We start from the raw sequence: 1968 nt of genomic DNA on the forward strand, positions 1-1968 counted from the left end.
GGGCGGGGATGGTCCCAGCGAGGCCGCCGAGGGCGAGTGCGGCGGTGTGGCCGACTCCGTCGAGGTCGCCGTCGGTGACGCCGTACATCATCACGGGGCCGACAACGGCGAGAGTCACGCCGGCCACGGTACGTAGCCGACGGGGGGTCGGCAGGGCGACCAGGGCGGCGAGGGCGCCACCGAGGGCGTAGCTCGGGCCCACATCGAGTACGTGCAGCGCGCTGGAGGGCAGCCCGCCGGCCGCGACCCGAAGCCCGAGAATCCCTTCGGAGATCAGCGTCGCCGCGGTGTGGCCGCCGAATGCCACCGCGAGCACCGCCACGCTTCCCACGGTGGCCTCCAGGCCGCCGACGGCCAGGGCTGCGAATGCCAGCCAGGGCGCCACCGGCCCATCGGCCACCCAGGGGATGCTGCCGAGCAGGGCGCCGAGCGGGTGGCGCAGCATCTGGTGCAGGGTGGTGCTCGTCGCCCACTGCCAGCGGAGGGCGAGATCCGGGTCAACCGCACGCAGCACCCGGGCAGCGACGAGCACGACCAGCAGGGCGCCCGTCACCGGGAACCGCCGTGGCACTGTCCGCAGCCACGTCACCGGCCTCGACACCGCCCGGTCCGATGACACCAGCCGGTCCGACGCGTTCGGGCGCCACAGGAGGCGCTGGCCGTCACTACGTCGAGCCGGCAGCATCACGGAACACCCCCACCCAGCGAGGATCAGCGTCACCGTCATGACATCGTGGCCTGCCGCGGCATTCCCCGCTACCCGTCGAGGCAACGTCGATGTGACGACCGCCACACTTCGACCGCCACACTTCGGCCGCCACACGCCGACCGCCACAGCCCTGCTGACGCCGGTGCCAACCCACCCGGAGGCCGCGTCAGCGCCCGAGGTCAGGCCGTCGCGGTGGCCTGGGCGCCGTGGTGCGGTACCGGATGCCCCGCCGTCAGCCGGACCGGGACGCCAGCCGTCGACGGGAGCGTCCAGGCCAGGCCGTCGCGCAGCGCCGGGCGCCACACGCCGAAGTCGTGGCCGCCCGGGCGCAGCCGCAGGCGGACGGTGAACCCCGGCCGGCTGCTCAGGATCGACGCCATCATCCGGGTGTCCCCAAGCGCCTCGTGGTCGCTGAGGCCGCAGTCGAGCCAGATGCGCATCGGCGGCTCCGGCGCCAGCATGGCGGCGTAGCGGGCCGGGGTGTTGGCCTCGACGACCCGGGCGAGATCTCGACGATGGCCGAACAGACCGACCATGCCCCCGTCGTGGGTGGGCCGATCCATCCCGGACATGTCGACGATCGACCCGACCAGGTCCCGGTGGCGCAGGCCGAGGTTCAACGCGCAGAAGCCACCGGCGGACATGCCGGCGAAGACGCGGTCGGCGCGGTCGGGCAGGACGCGCAGCCGGGCGTCGATCGTCGGGATCACGTCGTCGATGACGTAGGTCTCGATGTGCTCACCGGGCCGGTCGACGCATTCACTGTCGTCGAGCCAGCCACGGCTCAGCCGCGGGGCGACGAGGATCGCCGGCCGGTGGTCGGCGGCGAGCCAGGCTCCGGTCTGCGCGGCCCGGTTCGCCCGGTACCAGTCGACCGGCACCCCCGGGGAGCCGTGCATCAGGTAGACCACCGGGAAGCGGGTGTGCGGCTCGGTGAAGTACTGGGGCGGCAGGTAGACCAACGCCTGCTGGACGCCGAAACCGCTGCGGGCGCCGGGCACCGGCAGGCCGACGACCGTCCCGTGCGGGTAGGTCTGCGCCGGCGCGGCGGTGACCACGTCATGGGTCGACGCGGTCGGCCAGGACTTGACTCCGATGACGTCGTCGACCCGCGGCAGGTAGCTGTAGTGGGCATTGACGAGGTCGGCCGCGGTGGCGAGGGTGAGCAGGACGGCGACCCCCGCCATCCCGGCCGTGACAGCCCGGCGGCCCCGCCGCGCCAGCCACAGGCAACCCACCCAGGCCACCAGCGTCATGCC

The 1968-nt window shown here is 73.6% G+C and carries 2 protein-coding genes; both read right to left on the minus strand.

Going from position 1 to position 1968, the window contains the following annotated elements; translation table 11 throughout:
• On the minus strand, positions 1 to 553 hold a 553-nt coding region (locus NBZ85_RS30720), incomplete at its 3' end, for a rhomboid-like protein (protein ID WP_261563379.1).
• A gap of 335 nt (positions 554 to 888) precedes the next feature.
• A partial coding sequence (locus NBZ85_RS30725) for an alpha/beta hydrolase (protein WP_308205245.1) occupies positions 889 to 1968 on the minus strand: 1080 nt, incomplete at its 5' end.

It is taken from the genome of Frankia tisae (genome assembly GCF_025403405.1).
In the GTDB taxonomy this organism is placed as follows: Bacteria; Actinomycetota; Actinomycetes; order Frankiales; family Frankiaceae; genus Frankia; species Frankia tisai.